The 21,373-nt window shown below is 57.7% G+C and carries 20 protein-coding genes, 1 tRNA gene and 1 pseudogene; 8 read left to right on the top strand and 14 right to left on the bottom strand.

Annotation, left to right across the window (positions count from 1 at the left end; translation table 11 throughout):
• The first annotated feature begins 127 nt into the window (after positions 1-127).
• Entirely contained in the window at positions 128-2,536 is a 2,409-nt protein-coding gene (locus tag AC5S3R_RS18150) for an alpha-L-rhamnosidase-related protein (protein WP_494268583.1), read from the top strand.
• 156 nt (positions 2,537-2,692) lie between these two features.
• Positions 2,693-3,820, top strand: a complete 1,128-nt coding sequence (locus tag AC5S3R_RS18145; RefSeq protein WP_494268582.1) for a LacI family DNA-binding transcriptional regulator — start codon at positions 2,693-2,695, stop codon at positions 3,818-3,820.
• Between the two features lie 525 nt (positions 3,821-4,345).
• On the opposite strand, the gene AC5S3R_RS18140 is transcribed toward AC5S3R_RS18145, so the two are convergent.
• Positions 4,346-5,608, bottom strand: a complete 1,263-nt coding sequence (locus AC5S3R_RS18140; RefSeq protein WP_494268581.1) for a homoserine dehydrogenase — start codon at positions 5,606-5,608, stop codon at positions 4,346-4,348.
• Positions 5,609-5,779: 171 nt separating this feature from the next.
• Between AC5S3R_RS18140 and AC5S3R_RS18135 the strand changes: the two genes are divergently transcribed.
• Positions 5,780-5,998: a hypothetical protein gene (locus AC5S3R_RS18135; RefSeq protein ID WP_494268580.1), complete on the top strand. Its 219-nt coding sequence runs from the start codon at positions 5,780-5,782 to the stop codon at positions 5,996-5,998.
• Between the two features lie 845 nt (positions 5,999-6,843).
• Here AC5S3R_RS18135 and AC5S3R_RS18130 read toward each other — a convergent pair.
• Together AC5S3R_RS18130 and AC5S3R_RS18125 are read right to left on the bottom strand one after the other, a co-directional pair.
• Complete coding sequence (locus AC5S3R_RS18130) at positions 6,844-8,214, bottom strand: HAMP domain-containing sensor histidine kinase (protein WP_494268578.1); 1,371 nt, start codon at positions 8,212-8,214, stop codon at positions 6,844-6,846.
• Positions 8,215-8,277: 63 nt separating this feature from the next.
• Positions 8,278-8,973, bottom strand: a complete 696-nt coding sequence (locus AC5S3R_RS18125; RefSeq protein ID WP_494268577.1) for a winged helix-turn-helix domain-containing protein — start codon at positions 8,971-8,973, stop codon at positions 8,278-8,280.
• 197 nt (positions 8,974-9,170) lie between these two features.
• On the opposite strand from AC5S3R_RS18125, the gene AC5S3R_RS18120 reads away from it, so the two are divergent.
• Positions 9,171-9,857, top strand: a complete 687-nt coding sequence (locus tag AC5S3R_RS18120; RefSeq protein WP_494268576.1) for an MIP family channel protein — start codon at positions 9,171-9,173, stop codon at positions 9,855-9,857.
• A 77-nt stretch (positions 9,858-9,934) separates the two neighbouring features.
• Here AC5S3R_RS18120 and AC5S3R_RS18115 read toward each other — a convergent pair whose 3' ends face one another.
• The 8 genes and pseudogenes from AC5S3R_RS18115 to AC5S3R_RS18080 form a co-directional block, all read right to left on the bottom strand.
• A complete protein-coding gene (locus tag AC5S3R_RS18115) occupies positions 9,935-11,296 on the bottom strand; it encodes a TROVE domain-containing protein (RefSeq protein ID WP_494268575.1) in 1,362 nt (453 codons plus the stop codon).
• Positions 11,297-11,311: 15 nt separating this feature from the next.
• Entirely contained in the window at positions 11,312-11,506 is a 195-nt protein-coding gene (locus tag AC5S3R_RS18110; protein WP_494268574.1) for a hypothetical protein, read from the bottom strand.
• On the bottom strand, positions 11,487-11,849 hold the full coding sequence (locus AC5S3R_RS18105; protein ID WP_494268573.1) for a hypothetical protein: 363 nt from the start codon (positions 11,847-11,849) through the stop codon (positions 11,487-11,489). The genes AC5S3R_RS18110 and AC5S3R_RS18105 overlap by 20 nt, the downstream gene beginning before the upstream one ends.
• A gap of 671 nt (positions 11,850-12,520) precedes the next feature.
• Positions 12,521-12,886 (bottom strand): DUF1634 domain-containing protein, encoded by a 366-nt coding sequence (locus AC5S3R_RS18100; protein WP_494268572.1) that lies wholly within the window; start codon positions 12,884-12,886, stop codon positions 12,521-12,523.
• A gap of 8 nt (positions 12,887-12,894) precedes the next feature.
• The gene (locus AC5S3R_RS18095; RefSeq protein ID WP_494268571.1) at positions 12,895-13,728 is read right to left on the bottom strand and encodes a sulfite exporter TauE/SafE family protein; all 834 of its coding nucleotides are present in this window, start codon (positions 13,726-13,728) and stop codon (positions 12,895-12,897) included.
• An 85-nt stretch (positions 13,729-13,813) separates the two neighbouring features.
• The gene (locus AC5S3R_RS18090; protein ID WP_494268570.1) at positions 13,814-14,563 is read right to left on the bottom strand and encodes a class I SAM-dependent methyltransferase; all 750 of its coding nucleotides are present in this window, start codon (positions 14,561-14,563) and stop codon (positions 13,814-13,816) included.
• Between the two features lie 151 nt (positions 14,564-14,714).
• Positions 14,715-14,945 carry a hypothetical protein gene (locus tag AC5S3R_RS18085; RefSeq protein WP_494268597.1) on the bottom strand — a complete coding sequence of 77 codons (231 nt, stop codon included), beginning with the start codon at positions 14,943-14,945 and terminating at the stop codon, positions 14,715-14,717.
• A gap of 27 nt (positions 14,946-14,972) precedes the next feature.
• Positions 14,973-15,044 (bottom strand): annotated as a pseudogene (locus tag AC5S3R_RS18080) (zinc ribbon domain-containing protein); the annotation flags it as partial.
• A gap of 166 nt (positions 15,045-15,210) precedes the next feature.
• On the opposite strand from AC5S3R_RS18080, the gene AC5S3R_RS18075 reads away from it, so the two are divergent.
• Entirely contained in the window at positions 15,211-15,363 is a 153-nt protein-coding gene (locus tag AC5S3R_RS18075) for a hypothetical protein (protein ID WP_494268569.1), read from the top strand.
• A 66-nt stretch (positions 15,364-15,429) separates the two neighbouring features.
• Here AC5S3R_RS18075 and bshA read toward each other — a convergent pair whose 3' ends face one another.
• Positions 15,430-16,575, bottom strand: a complete 1,146-nt coding sequence (gene bshA / locus AC5S3R_RS18070; RefSeq protein ID WP_494268568.1) for an N-acetyl-alpha-D-glucosaminyl L-malate synthase BshA — start codon at positions 16,573-16,575, stop codon at positions 15,430-15,432.
• Between the two features lie 72 nt (positions 16,576-16,647).
• Positions 16,648-17,490 (bottom strand): ChbG/HpnK family deacetylase, encoded by an 843-nt coding sequence (locus AC5S3R_RS18065; RefSeq protein WP_494268567.1) that lies wholly within the window; start codon positions 17,488-17,490, stop codon positions 16,648-16,650.
• A gap of 132 nt (positions 17,491-17,622) precedes the next feature.
• Here AC5S3R_RS18065 and AC5S3R_RS18060 point away from each other — a divergent pair.
• Positions 17,623-17,699 (top strand) — tRNA-Val (locus AC5S3R_RS18060).
• Between the two features lie 396 nt (positions 17,700-18,095).
• Here the strand turns inward: AC5S3R_RS18060 and AC5S3R_RS18055 are convergent.
• Entirely contained in the window at positions 18,096-19,007 is a 912-nt protein-coding gene (locus tag AC5S3R_RS18055; RefSeq protein ID WP_494268566.1) for a helix-turn-helix domain-containing protein, read from the bottom strand.
• 119 nt (positions 19,008-19,126) lie between these two features.
• Between AC5S3R_RS18055 and AC5S3R_RS18050 the strand changes: the two genes are divergently transcribed.
• Together AC5S3R_RS18050 and AC5S3R_RS18045 are read left to right on the top strand one after the other, a co-directional pair.
• Complete coding sequence (locus tag AC5S3R_RS18050) at positions 19,127-19,810, top strand: TetR/AcrR family transcriptional regulator (RefSeq protein WP_494268565.1); 684 nt, start codon at positions 19,127-19,129, stop codon at positions 19,808-19,810.
• Positions 19,811-19,922: 112 nt separating this feature from the next.
• On the top strand, positions 19,923-21,347 hold the full coding sequence (locus AC5S3R_RS18045) for a TolC family protein (RefSeq protein ID WP_494268563.1): 1,425 nt from the start codon (positions 19,923-19,925) through the stop codon (positions 21,345-21,347).
• The last annotated feature ends 26 nt before the right edge of the window (positions 21,348-21,373 follow it).

Here is a 21,373-nt window from a genome sequence, read left to right as displayed (position 1 = left end):
ATAACGGCCACCAGGTTTCCGGGGCTTTAGCCCCTGAGGGGTGCTTTTTCGCTCATCCCGCCTGAGAACTCCAATCTCATCCCCCTTTTCCGGTAATCTTATCCCGGAAATCTCCGGGGACAAACTCATGCGCGTACTTCTCGCCGTCTTTTTGCTCATCGCCAGCCTCTCTGCCCAGCAGCCCCAGCCGAATCTCAATCCCGACCCGCCGGCCCGAGACTGGCACGCCTATTGGATAACCCATCCCACCATTCCGTTGCGCGAGCCCGTAGTTCTCCACTTCCGCCGCGCACTCGACCTCCCCTCCGTTCCGTCCAGTTACATCGTCCGCGTCAGCGCCGACAACCGCTTCATCCTCTACGTCAACGGCCACCGCGTCGGCGACGGCCCCGCCCGCGGCGACATCGTCCACTGGCGCTACGAGCGCTTCGACCTCGCTCCTTATCTGAAGGCTGGCGACAACGCCATCACCGCCACCGTCTGGAACTTCGGCATCTATGCCCCTGTCGCGCAAATGTCCGACCGCACCGCCTTCCTGCTCGAAAGCGAAGCCACAGGAGAGCAGGGAATCAGCACGCCCAAAAACTGGCAGGTAGAAGTCGAGCCCGGCCACACCCCGCTTGCGCACGTTCCCGGAGGCAATAACGAATACATGGCCCAAGGCCCCGGCGAACAGCTCGACGCCTCGGAATACGACTGGACATGGAACACGGAAAACTCCACCGGCAACTGGCAACCCGCCGCTCCCGCCATCCGCGAAAGCCCCGGCAACAGCAACGCCCACTCCGCCACCACCACCGCGGACAACAACTGGGGCCTCGTCCCTGACGAACTCCCCCACATGGCCTACGAGGAAACCAGCGCCGGCAGCATCGCCCGCGTCACTGGCATCTCAGGCCTCGCCAGTCTCAACGCCTCCATCCTCCCCAACAATCACATCCACATCCTGCTTGACCGCAAAACCCTCACCACCGCCTACCCCGAGCTAACCGTTTCCGGCGGCAAAGGTGCGCGCATTCAGCTCACCTACTCCGAAGCGCTCTACGATAAGAACCGCCACAAGGGCGACCGTAATGAAATCGGAGACCGCCAAGCCCGCGGCCTTGCAGACATATTCCTCCCCGACGGCGGCTCTCACCGCACCTTTGAACCGCTCTGGTGGCGCACCTGGCGCTACCTCGACCTGGACATCACCACCACCGATGCGCCCCTGACACTCGAATCCCTCAAGGCCCATTTCACCGCCTACCCCTTCGAGGAAAAGGCGAAGCTAACCGCCCCCGACCAAACTATGGGCCCGGATCTAGCCAAAATCTGGGAGATAAGCTGGCGCACCGCCCGCCTCGACGCCCACGAAACCTACATGGATACGCCCTATTGGGAGCAGCTCCAGTACATCGGCGACACCCGCATCCAGGCCCTCATCTCCTACACCGTCGCCAATGACGACCGCCTCGCCCGTCAGGCCCTCAACGCCTTCGACAACTCCCGCATCCCTGAAGGCATTACCCGCAGTCGCTACCCCAGCTACGCCCAGCAGACTATTCCGACGTTTTCGCTCCTCTACATCGGCATGCTCCATGACTACTGGATGTACCGCCCCGACGCCGACCTCATCCGCACCCTGCTCCCCGGTGAGCGCAGCGTCTTAGGCTGGTACGCACAACACGAGCATCCCAACGGCCTCCTCGAAAAACTCCCATGGTGGAGCTTCATCGACTGGGTCAACAACGGCGAAATCCCCAGCTACAGCGCCAGCAACGAGTCCTGCGTAACAACACTGGAGTATCTGGGAGCCCTCAACGACGCCGCTGACCTCGAACAAGCCCTTGGCGACCCGCACATCGCCCAGCAGCATCACGCCCGCGCCGAAAAAATCCGCACCGCCCTCTACAACCAATGCTGGAGCCCCGACCGCAACCTGCTGGCCGACAACCCCGACAAAAAAGTCTTCAGCCAGCAAGCCAACGCCCTGGCCGTCCTCTACGACGTAATTCCCAAAGCCGAGCAGCAAGCCGTCATAGGAAAAATCCTCCCCATCGAGCCCACTCTCGACGAAGCCGCCTCCAAAGCCAGCGGCAACATCCTCCCCGCCTCCTGGTACTTCCGCTTCTATCTGGCGAGAGCCCTCGACCACGCCAACATGGCCGACGAATACCTCAAGTCCCTCGACCCCTGGCGCAAACTCCTGCCACTTCACTTCAGCACTTGGCCCGAGCAGCCCGGCAACACACGCTCCGACTCGCACGCCTGGACCTCGCACCCCATCTACGACCTGCTAACGCTGGTAGCCGGCATAGAACCCGCCACCCCCGGCTTCAAGACAGTCCGTATAGCCCCGCACTTAGGCGCATTGCCATCCCTAACCGCAACCTTCCCCCATCCCAGCGGCAATATCGAAGTCCAATACACCCGCACCGCCCAGTCCTTTGACGCAGATATCACCCTCCCGCCAGGCGTCTCAGGAACCTTCGTCTTAGGCAGCACGACCCACCCCTTAAACCCCGGCCCAAACCATCTGCACCTGCCACAATAGTCGGGTGCCGCAGGTCTGTGTGTTCGGACCTGGGATACCGCAACAGCCAGTCCATCACGAATCTGCTTTTGCACTTGCCTTTGCTATTGCAGTAGCTTTGCCTTTACTAGTCTCTAGTCCTTGTCCCTACCCCCCAATCCCTGTTACAACTTCCCAATGGCCAAGGCAAAGCCCTCCAAAGCCGCCAGCAAAACAGCGGCTGTGGAAACGCAACCAACCAAAACCCGAGCTCTCTCCACGCCCCCCGGCCACGTCAACCTCCGCATGCTGGCCGATCACCTCCAGCTTTCGCAGACGACAGTCTCGTTAGTCCTCAACAACTCCCCATCGGCCAAGTCCATCCCCGATGAAACCCGCCGCCGCGTCATGGAAGCCGCGCAGCGCTTCAACTACCGCCCCAACTACTTCGCGCGTTCCCTCCGCCAGTCGCGTTCCATGTCCGTAGGCGTCCTCGCCCCCGATCTCAGCGAAGGCTACTTCACCCGCGTCATGAGCGGCGTAGTCTCCGAGCTGACTGCGGCCCACTACTTCTACTTCACCGCCTGCCACGACTGGAACACCGACCTCATCGCCCAATACCCGCGCATGCTCGTCGAGCGCGCCGTAGACGGCTTCCTCTTGCTCAACACCCCAGCACAGGAAATCCAGGTCCCCGTGCCAGTAGTAGCCATCTCCTCACACTCCGCCGCGCCTAACGTCACCAACATCGTCCTCGACCACGAATCCGCTGCCCGCCAGGCCCTCAAGCACCTCTACGAGCTCGGCCACCGCAACATCGCCTACATGCGCGGCCCCCGCGCCATCCCCGACTCCGAGTTCCGCTGGGAAAGCATCCAGAAAGCCGCCCGCACCATCGGCCTAAAAATCGACCCCGCGCATGTTGTCCGCATGGATTCCGAAGTCTGGTCCACCAAGGCCGGCATCCACCCCATGGCCCCGGAAATCGGCTACCTCCCCATGAAAGCCCTGCTCGAAAAGAGCACCGCCTTCACCGCCGTCTTCTGCTTCAATGACATTGCCGCCATCGGCGCCATCCGCGCCCTCAAAGACGCCGGCCTCTCCGTTCCCAATGATGTGTCCGTAGTTGGCTTCGATGACATCCAATCGGCAGCCTACTCCACTCCGTCGCTCACAACCGTCCGTCAGCCGCTAACAGAAATGGGCCGCCGCGGCGCGCAACTCCTCTTGGAGCGCATATCCCACCGCGACCGCGAATACGCAGTAGAAATCACCATGGCCCCAGAATTGATAGTGAGAGAATCCACCGGCCCCGCAAAGAAGTGAAAGAAGAGAATAGGGAACAGGGAACAGATGCAGTTCCACAAACTTCGCATATCCCAGGTCTCCTTCTTTTGGAGACCTCGGATACCAATACCGCCCGTTCACCTACAAAAGAAAGCAGTGTTATCTTGAGCGAAGCGCATTGGGGCCCCACGAAGTGGGGAAGGCGGAGCGAAGGATCTGCGGTTGCAGTTTATAGCTTTTGTTCTTTACAGCTTTTCCGCCTTTTATAGCTCTATAGCTCCAGCCGTTTATCTAAAACCCTGTACCCTGCCTCTAAGAACAATTAGCCTCAAACCACCGGCTGATATAAACCTGCGCATGCCGCTCACCGCAGTAGTGCCTCACCCCCGGCCGCGTAGCCGCGTCATAAGACCACCGATAAACCGTCAGATGCTCACTGCTGCAATCAATCACAACCCAGCGAACCGGGCTATCCGTTTCCTCACCGCAGATTTCGCATCGAAATATAGTCCCAATCGCCATTCAGCCTCCCGTAGTCGTTCCCCCGCAGAGCAACCGTTCCGCCTACTCTAACATCTGCAACGCCAGCGGTGCAGCAATCATGCAATCCAGGCATGCAATTCCGCTCAAAGCCCGGTTCAGCACCGTCGTCTTGCACGGCTCCACCGTCACCACAAACGGCAGCGCGTCCGCCGGATACCCCGCCTTCTGCACAATCGCCCGGATATTGATCTCTTCCTTCGCCAGCGCCGCCGTAATCTCGGCCACAATCCCCGGCTTGTCCTTCACCAGGAACCGGATATAGTGCGGAACCTCAAACTCCGCGCCAATCCCAGCCTTCTCCGCCGGAATCTCCACCCGCCGCGATCCCGCAGCCAGCGCCAGCAAATCGCTCACCACCGCAACCGCCGTAGGATGCCCACCCGCGCCATGCCCGGAGAAAACCACATCTCCGCCATACCGCCCGCCCAGCACCACCATATTCTCCGTGCCGCGCGACCAAGCCAGCGGCGACCGCTTATCCACCAGCATCGGCCCCACAGCCGCGGCAACTTCACCGTTCGGCTTGTCCGCCCGCGCAATCTGACGAATCGTGCATCCCAGCTCCCGTGCATAGCTGAAGTCAATCGCGGAAACCTCGGTAATAGCCTTCGGAACAATCAACTCCGGGTCCACATCCACCCGCATCGCCAGCCGCAGCAAAATCGACAACTTCGCCCGCGCATCAAACCCGCCCACATCCTCCGTCGGATCAGCCTCGGCATACCCCTTAGCCTGCGCATCTTTCAGCACATCAGCGTAATCCGCGCCCTCTTCCATCTTGCTCAGAATGTAGTTGCACGTCCCGTTAAGAATGCCTTCCATCCGCTCAATGCGGTCCCCGGCAAGCCCTTGCTCAATCCCCGGAATCACCGGAATCCCGCCTGCCACAGCCGCACCATACTTCAAATGCCCGCCATTCGTGGCAGCCAGCTTCTCCAGCTCCACGCCATGAAAAGCAATCAGCTTCTTATTCGCCGTAACAACCGACTTCCCAGACTCCAGCGCCCTGCGAACCCAGTCACCCGCCGGATCAAGCCCACCGGCCAGCTCCACAATCACATCCGCGTCAGAAGCAAGCACAGTATCCGCATCCTCGCTCCACGTCACGTCTGCAGGAACCCAATCCGCCTTCTTCCGCCCCACATTGCGATTGAAAATATGCGTCAGCTTCAACTGCTCCGGCTGCGACTCCGTAAGAATCCGCGCCACGGAGCTACCAACCGTTCCAAACCCAAAAACCGCAATCCGCAGCGGACTCCGCACCCCACCCTGAACGTCAGACACAGGAAACTCTCCTCACCCAGATGACTGTTTCGATAATACCCGAGCTGGTCTTTTCAGACCCCCATAGCCCGGATGAACGCCGCGAGATAATCTCTGGTTCGCAACAAGAATCTCAAGCATCGCAGTAAGCTGTTTCTGCTGCTCCGCCGAAAGCCCCGTCATCAGCTCCTGGTGATGCTCCTTCGCCGCTTCGCCAATCCTGCGCAAAGCCTCTCCACCCTTTGCATTGAGGTGGAGCGCGTAAAGGCGGCGGTCCTGTTCAGAAGGCCGCCGCTCCAGCAATCCACGCTCCTGCAGCTCATCCCCCTCACTTGTTTCCCCGGCTTCATCTGGATCATCGCGGCAGGCTTCACAGTAGGGAAGCGAATCAAGGCAGAAAAAGCAGCCTGAGCGAAGCCGAAGAATCAGCAGTCATTCCTGCAGTTGTCTTTCCCCACCTCTCCACAAAATCCCCGTGCCCCACCCTTGCGACTTTTTTCTGTCGCAAGGGTGGGACAGCACCCCAGCCAGACTAGAGCCCTGTATCAGGGCGCGACTTCAGTCGTGCCGAAAGCGTCCATAAAAACACCGGGCTTTAGCCCCCGCGTTTTTGCCTTACTCATATGCCCAAAAAATAAATCTCAAATCTGTGGATAACTCTTGCGCTCAATTAAGGGGTTTTATGTCACACTCATAATCAACAGAAGAAACGGCCCGATTCCAAAGGAATCGGGCCGTTTGTCTTTCCGGACCAAAAAAGTTTTTTCGGATCATTTTTTTCTGGAAAGTAACCACTTTTCGTAAGCCTGTTAACAATCAGGTAAACACACAATACAGCATGTATCGCATTATATTTCAACCATTTACAGACGAACCTGTAGCCCCGCGACACATCAGCACAAAAGTAGGCCGAGGCTTCAGCCCCGGCAATAAAGCAAGCAGAACAAGATGGGCCTTTAGACTGTACCTGCCGAATCGCAAACCGAGCATTTGGGCAGGTCAGGGCTTTAGCCCTGACATCCTGCACAGACCCAAACGTGGGCCTTTAGGCCCTGAGGTATGCTTTCGCACACTTCGCGCCACACAAAAGCATCTGCAGGATAGGGGCTCCCATATCACTGCACCGTGAACCCAAATCAAGCCCGGAAAAAAGGAAAGAATTTTTATTTTTTTGGAAAAGTAACCACTTTTCGCCAACCTGTTAACCAATCAATAAACAGCGAAATCAACACATAACCCATTAAAATTCAACAACATCACCCCACAATAGGCAGCGTGAAGAAAAACGTAGCCCCGGCCCCCAATTCACTCTCCGCTCGAACATGCCCCCCATGCGCATGCACAATCTGCGCCACAATGGAGAGCCCAAGCCCCGTCCCGCCCGTCTCCCGCGACCGAGCCTTATCCACGCGATAAAACCGCTCAAAGATGCGCTCCAGGTGCTCAAACGGAATCCCCGGCCCAAAGTCCTGCACAAAGAACTCCACATCCGGCCCAAGCCGCCGCGCTCCCACGCGAACCTTCTTCCCGCTCCCGCCATACTTCAGCGCATTCTCAATCAAGTTGCCAAAAACTTGGTTCATCGCATCCGGGTCCGCCTGCACCGGCTCATCCGGAGCCCCCGCATCCTCAAGGTCCACGCCCGAATCCATCACCAGCCCGCCCAGCGACTCAATCGCATCCTGCACCAGCGCATTGGCTCGCATCTTCTGCTTCACGACCTTGTAATCCGGGCTCTCCACCCCCGCCAGCGCCAGCAGGTCTTCCGTCAGTCGGCTCATCCGCCGCGTGTTCTTCTGGATGACGTTCAGAAACTCCCGCGACGTCTCCGGCTTCATCTCCGGCGACTCAATCAGCGTCTCCACATAGCCCTGCACAGAAGTCAGCGGCGTCCGCAGCTCATGGCTCACATTGGCAATAAAGTCCCGCCGCGACTTCTCCGCCGCCTCAATCCGCGTCACGTCATGCAGCACGGCAATCGCCCCGCCAGAAGTCAGCGGAGCCGCATTGATCTCAAAAATCCGTCCCGGAGCCAGCGTACTCGATCGCCCCGTCTTCACCGCGCCCGTCTCCAGCGCGCCCTTCACGCAGGCCAGCAAATCCGGGTCGCGCAGCGACTGCACCAGCGCGCGTCCCACGCGAATCTGCGTCCCCGCAATCCGCTGCATCACGGCATTCGACCACCGCACCTGCCCCTCGGCAGTCACGGCCACCACGCCCTCCTGCATCGAGTCCAGCATGGCCGCCAGCTCCTGTCGCCGGCTCTCAATCTCGGCAAAGCTCTGCCCCAGCCGCTCCGCGGTCTGGTTCAACGCCGTTTCCATGGAAGAGAGTTCGTCGCCCCTGGCATAAAGCCGGGCCGTCAGGTCACCCGAAGCCACGCGATGCGCAAAATCGACAACCTGCTTCAGCCGCCCGGTAATCCGCAGCGCCACCCACGCCGCCAGCGGTAGTGCCGCCGCCAGCGCAATCACGCCGCTCCACAGCGCCTCGCGAGTCAGCTTGCGAAAAACATCCACCGGCCCTTCCGGCAGCATCTGCCGAAAGACAAACTCCATCACGGCTGTATGAAACACCAGCAGCAGGGCAAAGAGTCCCAGCAGCTTCACAAATACTTTGCGGGTCACTCGGCTCGGCTCCTGTCGCAGCGTGGAATGAGCCCGGTGCGGGCGCATCCAACGCCACACCGCCTACTCCTTGGGAATTTCAAAGCGGTATCCGGCCCCGCGTACCGTCTTCAGGTAGCGTGGATTCTCCGGGTCTACCTCAATCTTTTCACGAATGCGCCGGACATACACGTCCACCGACCGCGGCGTAACAAACCGGGCATCGCCCCACACCGCATCCAGCAGATGGTCGCGGCTGTACACGCGCCCCGGATGCCGCGCCAGGTAATCCAGCAGCCGGAACTCCGTAGCCGTAGTCGTAGTCAGCTCACCGCGAACCGTAAGCTGCATGGCATTCGCGTCAATCACCACTTCTTCAAAGCGAATGACCGAAGGCGAAGTGGGCCGCTCAAAGCGCCGCAGCACGGCCTTGACGCGAGCCACCAGCTCCCGCGTCGCAAACGGCTTGGTGATGTAATCGTCCGCGCCCAGCTCCAGACCAAGCACGCGGTCGTTCTCCCCGGCACGCGCCGTCAAAAAGATGATCGGAATCGTCGCCAGCGCATGATTGCTGCGCAGCCTGCGGCAAACATCCAGGCCATCGCCGCCGGGCACCATAATGTCCAGCAAAAACAGCGACGGCGGAGTCCGCTCCGCGTCGGGAATCAGGTTGGTGGGGGTTAGGTAGGGCCGAACGGTGAATCCCGCTGCTTCCAGGTGATGTTGCACCAGGCGGGAAATGTCGGCGTCGTCTTCCAACACAAATACGGATTGGCTCAAACCGGATAGTCCTCAACCGGCGGCCAATTGAATTCTGATGCGGAGGCCGCTCGGAATCATGAACAGATTACTGCACAGAGGCAAAGAATTTGCAAACGTTTGATGAATTTGCCCCGGAAAAACTTCTGGCCGGTAACCAACACCAACCCCGCAACCTTGCATCAAAAGCCTTTGGGGTTCCCAAGGAGGGCATTCTAGTGAAGAAATACATTGCAGAGCTGGTCGGCACATTCTTTTTGGTGCTGTTCGGCGTAGGTGTGGCCGCAATCGTCGGCAAAGAGGTAGGCGTAGTGGGTATTGCGCTCGCCTTTGGCTTCGGACTCATCGCCGCGGCTTACGGTATCGGGCCCATTTCGGGCTGCCACATCAACCCGGCCGTCAGTCTTGGCGTGTTCGTGGCCGGACGCCTGTCGGTGAAAGACCTTATCGGTTACTGGGTAGGCCAGTTTCTCGGCGGCATCCTCGGCGCGTGGGTCGTTTACCTCATCGCCACCGGTCTGCTCGCAGGCTATAACGTAACCACCAGCGGCCTCGGCCAGGACGGATGGGGAGCGAACTACGGCAACGGCTACGGCGTTGGCGCAGCCTTCATCTTTGAGCTGGTAGCCACGCTCGTCTTCTTGATCGTGATTCTCGGCTCCACGCAGAAAGCTGCCCCCAGCGGTTTCGCCGGTCTTGCCATCGGCATCACGCTGACGGCAATCCACCTCCTCGGCATCCGCGTCACCGGCGTCAGCGTCAACCCCGCCCGCAGCCTTGGTCCCGCGCTCTTCGTCGGCGGACAAGCCATTTCCCAACTCTGGCTCTTCTTCGTGGCGCCCTTCCTTGGAGCCATCATCGCGGGAATTCTCTTCCGCGCCAAGGTCCTCGAAGTCACCGAGTAGTTCTTCAACTTTGCGGAGGAAACAAAACCCCGGCAAGCAGCTTGCTTGCCGGGGTTTTGTTGTTTGTGCATCGGCGATTACGCGTCAGGCGTTCCGTTTTCTTCCGTCTCAAGCGCGGCAATGTAATTCACCACTGCCTCGCTCCAGCCGTCGATATGCGTCCACGCGCCATAACCCACGCCGTTGCGGTTGCTGGCCACGTTAATCACATAGCCCTTGCCAGACGGAGCACCTGCCTGGTCGTGCGATTGCTCATCGGTGATGACCACCACGCGATCGTAACCCTCGCGGCAATCCTCTTCCGCCTTGTGCAGCGCCCGGCCCAGATACGTGCCCACGTGCGGCTGGCTGTTGTCCAGCGCGTCGCGCAAAGCCATACCGCGCCGCGCAGGCACCAGCCGCGCATGTTCGGAGAAGGTGTAAATCGTAATCTTCTCCGCAATCTCGCGCAGCAGAATCGCCAGTCCATATGCGGCATCCGTACGCCGCATCTCGGACTGCCGTGCCAGCGTCGCCTCCATCGATCCGGAGACGTCCACCAGCAGCAGCGTGTGCCCGCCAAGCATGTTCGCACGGCCTTCAAGAGCACGGAACATTGCGCTCTCCAAAGCCGCTTCCCACTGCGGAGCATGCCGCGCCGCAGCCAGAAAACGGAACGGCAAAATGCGGTCCGTCTTCATCGCTGCCAGCGCCGCAAGCACAAGTGCCTCATCCACCCCGGCCTCGCGCATATTGCGCAGATTCCGCAGCAGAGCCAGTGCGCCCAGCTTGCGCCCGGCAAGCAACCGCTCCCAGGCTTCACTGCGCGTCTTGCCCTCGCCGCGTCCGGTAGCAGAAAGCGCCACCTCCCACGTATCGGGAGTGCTCAGCTCATTCTGCGCCAGCCGCTTCCACAATGTGATCTGCGCTGCATCCACAGGCCGCGCATGGCAAAGGAACAACACGTCGCGCAGACGTACCACACCAGCACGGTCGTACTTCGCCAGCGCATACTCGTCGAACTTGCGAAACGCCGTCGCAAGCCCCTTCTTCACCTGCGCGGAAAGCGGCTGCTTTCCACCGGCCCAGTAGATAGCCACAAACTCGGCCAGCTCGTCGGCACGCTGAATCACACGCTCCAGCGTCTCCGCAACCAGCGCGCGATGTGTGGCATAACGCGCCATCTCGCGCACCAGCAGCAGCGGCACATGCCGCAGCTTCATTTGTTCGCGGGCCTCAACTGCCAACGAGGCCACGCGCTCCGCTGCCACACGAGGCACAAGCTCACGAATCCGGCCTGCAATCTGCACGCCATCCTCGTAGAACTCGTTCTCCCACAGCATGCAGGAGAGCACGGAGCGCCGCAATGCCTGTTCGTGCGTCAGCACACGTGCCGGTGCGCCTTCGTGCGTACGAGGTGCTGCGGCAAGATGGCTCAGCTTCAAAATATTCAGTTGCATAGTTCCTGCCTCCTTTCAAGAGTTGGTAAAAATCTGCCGGGGAAAAATCGAGCACGGTATCAGGCTTGATCCTGCTTCGGCAAGAATCGAGCCTGCAAACTCCGCATCCAATACAGCCAATGCGGCGATCACCATTCGATCCACGAGGAAACCGAACTCTGCGCCACCGGCAGGTAAAAATGCATGGCCGTTAACTGCGTGCCACGGCATCCAATTCATCCTCGTCTTCTTTCGCGAGGACACTTGCAAAGCCTTTCCCGCCAAAGCCTGGCGTAGGCTTGCGATGCACATCTTCACTGAAGCTCAATGCAAGCTTCTCCATTTGCTCCCAATCCGGACGTCGCCTGTCCCAGAAATCTGTGCACTCATGCACAACAAAGGGAACCGCGCGCGCCGGGCTTGAGTTGGTGCAGACTACCAGCACATCCGATTCGCGATAACCAGTCGTGAACTGGCCATTCGTGCAGTTTTTGCACAAATGCGCATTGCCCATCGGCGTGCCATTCTTCACATTCAACTTGCCCATAACAGTGCTTTCTAATCGGCGCTTCACGCGCTCGAAGTCTTCAGCCGGGGAACAAGCGGCAACGGAACATTCAGGTGCTCTACCACTGAGCTACTCGAACTCGCGTTCAAGACAGGATTTGAACCTGCGACCACCCGCTTACGAGGCGAAGTATCCGTAACCTACACCACTGGCTGTTTTGTTGATGTTGTGTCTGAGGCAGACGTATCCACGAGCAAAGCAACAGCATTGCTGCGCCGCACAGGAAAACCATCCCGAGGGAACATGTGAAGACAGGGTCTTGGTCGATTAACAGTCGATGTACCTGGCTTCTTCACCACTCGGGCGCAGAACTACCGCAGCTTATCCGCAGTGCGGCGTCATATCAAAGCTGGTGTTTCCGGTGTTTTCAGGTATGCGCGCAAGATGCGTAGGTGAAAAAACTTGCGGCTTACAGGAAGGATGGAAACCACGCCCTGAGACCGGTGCAGCTCATTCCGAGCGGCTCCAGTTTCTGCAACGAATTGTGCTTCGTATATTGCATGGGCGTTCTCCTACGCAGAAATGACTTTGACACAGGTTTGGAAAAGAAGCAAGTGCTTCGCGCAGAATTATTCACGCATTCATCGAGATATTTATTTTATGTCGAACCATATTTCGCCATGCCTATCGAACCAGGCAAGGCGCAAAAGATCGCGCAGTCTGCTTCTTATCCTGCCTCAATGGCCAAAGAGCAGTCCGTAAAGCAGAATTCCAAAAATAAAAAGGCTGACCACCGTATATAAAACATCGCGCTCCATCAGGAAAGCAACAAGCCCAAAGACAACGCGGGCAATTGGAGTAAGAATAAGCGCGATCAAGCCAAGCTCGATGATGGCCGTCCCGTTGCCATGCGCAAGCTGAGGCAGGAAGGTAGAGAAATCAAGAATAGAAAACGGAGTTCCGTGGAAGTAGCGAAAATCAGCCGACTGATTGTGCTGCTGAATGGTAAAGAGAACTCCCCCAATAAGAACCAGTGCTGCAGCAAGCAGCACGCCGCCGCGCAGCAACTTTCCCATCATCGCTTCCATGCGGGTATCGTCCATTGTCTCTTTCATAGAGCCCCCAGCCAGCCATGGATAATCATCTCCACTCCAAGAGAAAGAATGACGATTGAGAAGATGATGCGTAGGTAAGAGACGCGAGCGCGCACAAGAATCTTCGCTCCAATCATGGAGCCGGCCAGCACACCAAGCATGACCGGGAAGTCCAGGCCGGCATTAATATAGCCGCGGTGCAGGTAAATCCCCGTGCTGGCAGCGGCTGTCACGCCAATCATGAAATTACTGGTGGTCGTGGAGACCTTGAAAGGAATCGACATGACACGGTCCATAGCCAGCACCTTCACCGCGCCTGAGCCAATGCCAAGCAGCCCCGAGAGCACTCCGGCAACAAGCATAAGAAGGAATCCCGGAACGATATGCCGCACGGCATAGGGAACGAGCTTGCCTTGTTCGGGAAATGTTCCGTTGAGCCGCAATTTGTTCGACCAGTAGTTGGGCTCCACTACAGCGTGATCACCCTTCTTTTGCCATGACAGGTAAGCCGAGTAGATAAGCACCGCGCCAAAGATAATTGCAATGCTGCGAGTAGGTACAAAGGCAGCCAGCCCCGCTCCTGCAACCGCGCCGACAGTGGTGGCGACCTCAAGGAACATACCGATGCGGACGTTGGAATACCCATCACGAACATAGGCAGCGGCCGCCCCTGAAGAAGTCGCAATAACCGATATCAATGCCGCTCCGATGGCATAACGGATGTCAATTTTGAAGACGAGCGTAAGCAGAGGTATGAGAACCACTCCGCCGCCAAGCCCGGTAAGCGCTCCCACCATACCTGCGAGGATTGCTCCTGCCAGAAGCAGAAGAGAAAAAAGCAAAAGGGACATAAGCCGTCCAGATATCCTTTCCAGTCCAGCTATATCATCTCCCGTAGAGTTGGAAATGATATAGCTGCATTTGTCTTAGAGCAGCTCATGCACGGGCAATAAACCGCAGCCGGACATAATCGGCAACCCAGTTGCCATCCTCATCCCGCAGCACAGGCGCAAGCAGCGCAACACTCTCGTCTACTACCGTATCCCGCAATGGCTCCGGCAATCCTTCCAGCACGCCACGCCGAAACGTCCGCAGCCACGCCGCCATTCCACCTTCAAGCAGTGGAGTAGGCCGCGGAATCAATTCAATGCGTTCAACAATGAACCCATGTGCAGTGAGCCGCCGCCGATATACCTCCGGCGTCGGGTAGTAATTCACACGGTTTTCGCGATCCGCATATCCATGCCTTGCGAGCACTGCCATGAGCGCCACAAGAATTGCAGCGACGTTGCCATGCCCACCCATCTCGGCAACAAACCGCCCGCCCGGCTTCAGCACACGCCGCACTTCCTTCATCATGGCGTCGTGGTCGCGCACCCAATGCAGCACAGCATTGGAAAAAACAGCATCAAAACTTGCATCAGGGAAGGGAAGTTTTTCCGCATGAGCTACTACGGCATCAATGCCACGCTCACGTGTAGCAGCCACCATCTCTGCAGAAGCATCAACTCCGCTCACGATAGCTCCCGCAGCCGCAAGCCGCGCAGTCAATTGTCCATCACCACATCCCAGGTCCAAAATTCGCTCGCCCTTTTCGAGCGCCAGCCACTCCACCACTCCACCGGCAAGTTGATGAACAAACGAACCCACCTGCCCATACTGTTGTGCATCCCACGTCTGTGTCATATTCCAAGTTTCGCGCCAGGACGCCGTATTAGGCAAAGTGATTATCTTTTCCACATTGATAAATAATGTTTATATGTTCGTGTCGTCAGCGAAACGCAAAAAATGGGGGAGGAGATTCCACTTAAGATTGCCGCGTCAACCCGGCAGCCGTTCAGATGGCTTTGCTTCTGGGCACATCGGGCCTACCGGCCATCCCGTAGAGCGAGCCTGCCAGCGGAGCCAGAACCCCAGCAATAATCATCGGTACGCCCACAAACGCACCCAGCCCCGTAAGGCAAAGCAAGCTTCCCACAACCAGCAGCAACGGCGTGGCAGCGAATCCCGTAAGCATCCCACCGAATGCCCCTTTTACGGGTGCCTGCTCCGGTACCGGATGCTCCACGCTTGCTTCTTCAGAGTGTGAAAGATGTGCACCGCAGCTAGCGCAAAAGCGCCACGGTGACTCAAGATGTTGTCCACAATGCGAGCAGAGGGTATTCATGGTGAACTCCTCCCTTGGCAACACAAGTTATGCCTGTGCTTAAAGGAAAAATGTGAGGAGAATCACACTGTTTTGTCCCTTGCCCCCTCACCGCCTACAATGAAGCGGAAGATTTTTCTATCGAGAGGATGTTCCCATGCCGCTTTCCGGAGAAGCAATTCGACTCATGAATTACATTGACGACGTTTCCGTAACGCTGCGCCGAGTGCTTGCCTTCATTCCGACGCTCACGCCGGAAGAGCGTCTGCGCGTCTACAACCATCTCCGCGCCGCCAAACCCAGCCTGAATGACGTAGCCCAGGCCCTCGAAGCCGAATAACGGACCATCGGTTCCGGCGCGCAGGTTTGCCCCTTGCAGCCGCGCGTCGGAACCGCAAGCCAGCCGCTATCGAGCCGCTGCAAGAATCTCTTCGTAATACTTCACATACAGCGGAACCACCAGCGTCGAGCAGAACCGCGTCTGCGCAGTCTTTCGAGCCGCTTCGCGCATCTTCTGGTGCCGTTCCTCATCGCCTAGCAGCGCAACTGCACCCGCGGCCATAGCCTCCACATCGCCCACGTTGAACAGCAGCCCATTCACGCCATCTTCAATCAATTCAGGCACGCCGCCCACGTGCGTGGCAATTGCCGGAACCTTGCATGCCATCGCTTCCAGCGCCGCCAGCCCAAATGATTCCATCTCGCTAGGCATCAGCATTAGGTCTGCCAGCGGAAGCAGCTCGTTCACGCGATCCTGCTTGCCCATAAAATGAATGCGGTCATGAATTCCGAGATCATGTGCCAGCCATTCCGCAGTTGAGCGGTCCGGCCCGTCTCCCACTAGCACCAGCCGCGCAGGCAGTTGTTGCGTTACCTTTGCAAATATCTTAACCGCATCCACAACCCGCTTCACAGGCCGAAAATTCGACAAGTGCATCAGCACAAACTCACCCGGACGAGCAAAGCGTGACCGCGCCTCCGTGCGTTTCTCTTCCTCTCGAATCGGCACATAGAAATTGCAGTTCACAAAGTTGGGAATCACTTCTATCGGATGCTTCACACCAAAGTAGGCATTCGTCTTTTCCTTCAGATAAGCAGAGATGCTCGTCACGCCATCGCTCTCGTCAATCGAGTAGCGCGTAATCGGCAAATAGCTGCGGTCCAGCCCAACAAGCGTAATGTCTGTGCCGTGCAGCGTAGTCACAAACGGCAGCTTGCGCCCGCGGCTTGCAAGCATCTGCCGCGCCAGCAGCGCACTCACGGAATGCGGAATCGCATAGTGCACATGCAGCAGGTCGAGGTTATAAAACTCCGCCACCTCTGCCATGCGAGAGGCAAGCGCCAAATCATAAGGCGGAAACTCAAACAGCGGATAACTGGAGACAGGCACTTCGTGATAAAAGATGCCCGTGTCGCGCCCCGTCAGCCGGAATGGCTGTGAGTACGAGATGAAGTGAACCTCGTGCCCAAGCGCAGCCAGTTCAATTCCAAGCTCCGTTGCAACAACGCCCGAGCCACCATAAGTCGGGTAACAAGTAATGCCAATACGCATGCCGTCTGCTTTCAGAAAAGAAACACTGGAAATATGGACGCTCCACAGAGGCCCCAGGATGCAGAAGCCATATTAACTGTTCGTGACGGCGCCGAATGAAACCAGGCTCAAGTCCGGCACGTTGCGCAGAGCCGCAAGCGCCTCTCGTTCCACATCCCGCGAAGCCAGCAGACGCGTATTTGCCTGCGCAAGTTCTGCATCGTTATACCCCGGATGCGTCACCAACTCATATGTCGAGTCGTCCTTAGGAACTGTCGCCGTAATCGATCGCACAGCCTGCGCATCAAGCGTGCCTGTAGCCAGCACTCCCAATGCCCCAGACGTTGTCGTAAAGCCCTCTTCTTCCACGATGCGCCGGAATCGCGCCTCCAGAAGCCGCAGCACGCGCACCTGGGCTTTTCGTACAAACGGTGCATTAGGCGTCGCATTCACTGACCACACCGGCTCAAACGGATTCCGCACTACGCGTATTCCGCAAGCCCGCGCTGCTCTCAGCACAGGCTGCAGCACGCGCGGAAACATATGCGTATGCTTGTGCGTGTCAACGTGTGTCAGCGTAAGCCCTTGCTGCAGCAGCACCGTGATCTGCTGCCGTGCCTCCCGCTCAATCTCTTCCGTGCGAATATGCCCTGAATACAAATTTTTCAGAAAAGCGCCAAGCGTAGGAAAGAGCGTTCCGCCCGAAGCAAGTGTTTCAAGGCCATTCGCAACAGGCACGCCATCCACCAGCACCACATGGCACCCCACGCCCAGCGAAGGAGTAGCCTTTGCAATCTCAATTGCTTCCTCAGTAGCACTTGCCCGTGCCATCAGCGTCGCGCTTGTCAGCACACCTGCTGCATGCAGCTCAACAATTGCGCGATTCACACCACTCGTCAGGCCAAAGTCATCAGCATTAACAATCAATCGGCTCACTGACTGAGTGTAACAATCAGAGAATGCTCTCCCAGCTACGCCCGGCACGATTGATTCGCAAGAGGAGGCAACCAGCCGCAAATGCTGGTATGATGGAGGAAGGCCATTCACGGCCTCCCTTCTTTCAAGAACGGGCGGTTAGCTCAGCTGGTTAGAGCGCTTGCCTTACAAGCAAGATGTCCGGGGTTCGAATCCCTGACCGCCCACCATGAAAAATTCCCGCAGTCACCAAAATCAATAACTTATGCGTAAGTCGATGTATTTATTGCGGATACGTCATGTTCCATATTTTCCATGTGTTCCATGTTTTCTATTCTGCACCCTGTGTCCCTGCAAAATGTCGTACAAAATTAAGCATGTTGTACAAAACATTTGGGTATGCTCCAACTGCCTCACTGCGCCGATCCTCCGCGCTTTCGTTAGCTTGCTCATCGACCTCCTTCCGCTTTATCCAAGATACGAAAACAGGGACACCAGCCATGCCGGTCGTAATCCAGCCAGATCCTCTGGCGACGATCCTGTCGCCAGAACGAATCAGACCAGCAAATGTAGATTGCGGAGGGAACGACTGGCTTTCAGGAAAGTCTCTTTTATGCGGAAAAGTGCTAAATTCTGCGGCGGTATTCCCCGGGCGCGATGCCGAAGGTGCGAGTGAAGATCTGCGAGAAATGCGATTGGCTGGAGAAGCCGCACGCAATGGCAATGCCGCTTAGCGAAAGAGAAGTATCTAATAGACGTTTCTGCGCTTCTTTGAGTCGAAGGTCGAGCAGATACTGATGCGGGGTCTTTCCTGTTGCGAGTCGGAACATGCGCAGAAAGTGCGCCCGGCTGTAGCCGCTCTCAGACGCCAACGTGGCGAGGTCTGGATTCAGATGGAAGTTAGCGTGCATGTATTCCACGGTTCGAGCTACCAGATGCGGAGGAAGAGCGGACTCGGTATGGGAGTGAGAGGAGGCTGTCTCCTTGACCAGGTGCAGAAAGCGTATCGCCGCGGCATGGGCTAAGGATTCGGCATACAGGAGCCCATTTGGTCCGCCCGCTGTGCATTCCGACGCGAGCAGAGAGAGCAATTGCTGAAGCACGGGATCGTGAATTCCGAGCTGCTCGCATGGCGAACCGACAGGTTGGGCATCCAACTCCTCCCGGATCTCCCTCATCCATCCCGCGCGAAAGGCACAGACAACAATCTCCGACCTGGTGAAGAACCGACCCGCTGGAAGCACGCCGGCGGGGCAGAGCGACAGCATGCCGGGGTCTTTCTGGAAGGGAGTGAAGCAGCCGTGTCGCAGTTCGGCTCTTTCTCCATACGAGGTGTGCCGATCCCAGAGAATGACATGAGAAACATTGGCGACAGCCTCTTCGACTTCGCCGACACGAAGGTCTCTGCGCTCGACAATGAAGCCGTTCCATCCGAGTTCCAGGCTCGAGCGCTTCCGGAGAACGGAATTCGCGTACAGACCGTCGATTTCGGCGCTGTGCCGAAGCGCTGCAGGGTCAGTGGTGGGGAAGCCACTCATACTCCTCTTTGATGGCCCAGGACGCCAAGCAGTTGCAACTTCTTAAGCCTTTCCCGCAGAGAAAGTTTCCCTACCATCGAATTGACTGACTGGATAGTTATGATCTATAGTGGGCTCAGATGACAATCTCGGCTTTAACCCGTTCGAAGATTCGCCACTCGGCCCATGCAGAGCGAGAAGACCGGCCGCATGTACGCGATCGAGAGGCGACTCTCATTGCCATTCTTTCGGCAGCAGAAATCGAGTTGGCGCAACATGGCCTTCATGCAGCCCGTACTGAGGATATCGCCTCACGAGCAGGCGTTACCAAGGGACTCATCTTTCATTATTTTGAAAGCAAAGAAAAGCTTTTTGAAGCAGTGCTGCAAAACGCATACGAACCAGTACCTGAGCTTCTCAACAAACTCCCATCGAGCGGCAGCAGCGCGCGGGAACGCCTTGCATTGATCGTTCGATACCTGCTGCAGTTGCAAACAGCCAGGCCGCTGGTGCCCTCGATCTTCATGCTGGAAGGCATTCAGAATCAGGGGGCATATTACCGCAGCCTGGGACTCCCCTCTTTATACGCGGCGCTTGAGAGAATCTTGCGCCAGGGAGTCAAAGAGGGGGCCTTTCGAGAAATGGATACCTGGCACGCGGCGATCAACATCGTTGGCCTTTGCTCCTTCTACTTCTGTGCAAGAAACAATTTCCTGGATGCGGCCCCCAAACGGGACAAGGATGCATTTTCCCCTGCGTCGCTCAATAGACACGTGAAGGAAGTCCTGGCTTTCGTAGAAGGAGGCACTGCTCCCACGCCATAGGTCTGTGAGGTACGTCTGGCACACACACTCAAACACCAGTGAGGGAATTCAGGCCGTCTATTCTTGGGACGCTTTATTAACTGACCAGTAAGTTAATAAAGGAGGAACTTGTATGAATCTGACTGCATTACGCACGCGCTCTTCGACACTCTTCTTCGGTATCGCCGCTTGCCTCTTCGCGGCCCGGCTGGGAGCACAAACTACTCCCCAGGCTCAGGACCCGGCCCAGAGTCAAGCCGATCATGCGGCGGGTCTCTCGGGCTCTGGGGCAGGTACGGCCTCAACACCGGCTCCTCTTCAGCTATCGCTGGCAGACGCGGTAAAACTGGCACTGTACCAGAATCTGGATATCCAGCTGGCGAATCTATCCGTCGCCACTGCCCAACAGCAACATACGATTGCCCGGTCGGAGCTATTGCCTCAGGCGCAACTCGATGCCAACGACGTTGTAAGCAGGTATAACGTGCAGGCGCTAGTTGGTGTGACTCTTCCCGGTGTAGCGCCGAACGTCCGCTTTCAAAGCATCCACATCGGACCGAGCTACTCCATGCCGGTCTTTGACCTAACCCTGCTCCGCAGGTATCAGGCGAGCAGCCATCGTCTGGCGGCTAGTGTGCAGGACGAAAAAAGCGTGCGTGAGCAAACAGTCTTACTCACCGTTTCCGAGTACATGGCGCATCTTCGTGCCCTCGCAAGCACGAAGGCAGCCGCCTCGCGGGTTCATCTTGCGGAGGAACTCGCGAGGCAAGCGCACGATCTGTTCGCGGATGGCGTTGCGACGCGTATCGATGTATCGCGAGCCGAGGTTCGACTGCGTGAGGAACAACAGCAACTGATCGATGCAGAGACCGAAGTGAAGACGACGACCTATGCGCTGCGTCGCGTCCTAAATCTCCCCGATAGTCAGGAGCTCGCATTTTCCGATTCAGACACCTTTTTTCAGACCCCCTCGCTTCAAGTGGTTGATCCTCTCGGAACAGCATTCGAGCAACGTCCCGAACTGGCGTCCCTTGCCCAACAAAAGGCCGCGGCAATCTCCGATCGCAAAGCCGCATTTGCGGAGAGCCTGCCCAGCCTGCACTTCGATGGATTCTGGGATGAACAAGCCCGCACCCTGCAGACGCTTGCGCCGGGCTACGAGTATCACATGAGCTTCAGCGTCCCGATATTTACCAGTGGCAGACTCCGGGCAGAGCGGAAGCAAGGCGCGGTTGAGGAGACCATCGCAGACCGGAATCTGGCAGTGGCGCGGAACAACGTAACCGAGCAGGTGCGCGCCGCCGAGGCGGAGCTCGACGCCGCACGCCATCAGGTCGAGCTCGGACGCCAGGAGGTTGACCTTGCCCAGGATGAGATCACGCTCTCCAGGGGCAGGTTCGCGGCTGGCGTGACCGACAACCTTGAAGTGACCGCGGCGCAGGATCTGCTCGCACACGCCAACGACTCCGAGATCGCTGCTCTTTTCCGCTATAACATCGCTCGCGCTCAATTCGCCAGAGCAATCGGCTCCATTGAACAAACCTATTCTCAGCCATAGAGTTCCCCGTCTGATTCACGAGCAGT

This window comes from Occallatibacter sp. FHG110214_02 (genome assembly GCF_059115385.1).
Note: the sequence above shows the minus strand (reverse complement) of the source record. Positions and strands in the feature narration are given on the sequence as shown.